General features: G+C 75.1%; 1 pseudogene. It reads right to left on the reverse strand.

The features are described from left to right. Positions 1-2,005, reverse strand: a pseudogene (locus AOK16_RS21055) (hypothetical protein); the annotation flags it as partial.

The following is a 2,005-nucleotide window of genomic DNA, read 5'->3' on the forward strand; positions in this document are numbered from 1 at the left end:
GGTCGGGGGCGGCGAGCCCAGCGGAATCAGGGTCAGCGAGCCCGGCAGCCTCGACGGTGTCGGCTGCCCGTGCCGCCTCGGCGGCCCCGGCACCGGCCCGCGTTGCATCGCCGGGCCGGAACGCCTGGCCGTGCCCTGTGGTCTGCTCTCTCTCCTCGGCGTCCAGCAGGGCGAGAGCCCTTCGGTACTCCGCGACAGCGTGCGCCGGGCCCGCCGTCGACTCCAGGACGGTCCCGCGCCGCAGCCGCGCCCGGGCCGCGGCGAGGAGGTCGCCGCGCTCTTCCCAGGCTTCGGCGGCGTGCCGGAAGTCCGCCGCCGCCCGTTGACGCCGTTCGCGCGACCCCGTCTGGGCGGCCAGGGCGAGGGCCACTTCCCCCCGCAGTTGCCAGGCCTGGGCGGCGATGCCGGGGGCGTCCGCCGCACGCGCTGCCGCGCCCAGTATCCAGTCCGCCTCGTGGAGGTCCGCGAGGGAGCCCGTGCGCAGGAAGCGCGCGTGGAGGGCCCTGCCGAACAGCAGGCGGCGCTGGGGGAGGGCGTGATGTGATTCGGAAGTCTCCGAGAGCGCTTCTCGCAACAGCCGGACGGCATCCTCGGCGTCGGGAGCCTGTTCGGCGGCGAGAGCCAACTCCCCAAGGAAGACCAGCAGTTTGGCATGGCGGGGGTCGTCCCGTTCGACCAGATCGGCCGCCTCGCGCAGGGACCTCCTCGCGAGCTCCAGCCCGTCCGAGCCGTCCCCGCGGGGCCGGTAGGTCCAGATCACCTCGGCCCGGCGCCGGAGGAGCCGCACCCTCAGGTCCGAGTCCCGCGGGTCGGCCAGCTCCAGGGCTCTGCCCAGGTCCGCCAGGACCTCCGCTCGGGCCGCGTCGTCCAACCCGTCGACCGCTCCCAGCTCGCGGGCCTCGCCCCGCGCCAGAAGCACCCGGGCCAGCTCGCTGCCCTCTTGGGTTCCCGACATCGCCCGCATTCCCGCCTGGAACGCGACACCGGCGTCGCGGGCGTGGCCCCGTGCCCGCCGGAAGTCGTACCGCCGGGCATCGCGGGGGGTCCCGCCCGTGCCTCCGAAGTACCGCGCCAGGTCCAGGTGCAGCCTCCCCCACGTCACCAGCAGCCGGGTCCGCTGCTCGACGTCGGCGACCCGCTCCATCGCCGTGCTCGCCGCCGAGAGCGCGGAGTTCATGGCGGCGGCGTACCAGTCGTCGTAGAGCTCGTCGTCGAACCTGGACCGGACGACGTCCCGGTCCACCACCGCCATGCGGCGCAGGACGTCCACGTGCAGCAGCCCCGCCGCGTACGGCACGTCCCGTTCGGTCTCGGGCTCCTCCTCCCGCTCGAAGACGTCGGCTAGCCGCGCCTCCGCCGCGACCAGCAGGTTGAACGCCTCCGCCTCGTCCCGCTCGGCCTCGGCCAGCGCCGTCAGGATCCGGCCGAGGGCCAGCAGCACCCGGCCGCTGCGCCCCGCCGCCCGCTCAGCGGCGACCCGCGCCAGCCGCAGGTCCTCGGCCACGTGCCGGGTCTCCCAGCGGAGGAACAGCGCCTCGGCCAACTCGCCCTGGTGGAGGGCGCGCTCCTCGGCCCGCCGCTCCGCCTCGCTCGCGGCCTGGAACAGCCGGATCCCCTCGTCCAGATCCCGCGCGGTCCCCTCGGCGCGGAAACGATCGACAAACGTCCGGGCACGGGCGGCCAGCGCGCCCGGCTCGGCGGGTCGTGGCCCGGATGCCGTCATCGGAACTGCCCCCTCCGGCAGGAACCGTCGCAACACCCGTTCCGATACCCGCGCGAAGGGCCGAAGCCCCGGATCGTCCGCTTCTCCTTGTCCGGCGGCCGCCGCGAGGTCGACCGAGCCCGCCAGGTACGCCGCCGCCATCGCGGGGAAGTTGCGGGCCCGGCGGCCGAAGTGGCGCTCCACGTACTGGGAGCAGTGCTTCAGTACGAGCTGGGCGTCGCCGACCGCCAACTGCCGCATCAGCTCCTCCCGTACGCCCGCCACGAACGCGTACCACCGCTC

Source organism: Streptomyces pathocidini (genome assembly GCF_001418495.1).
Taxonomy (GTDB): domain Bacteria; phylum Actinomycetota; class Actinomycetes; order Streptomycetales; family Streptomycetaceae; genus Streptomyces; species Streptomyces pathocidini.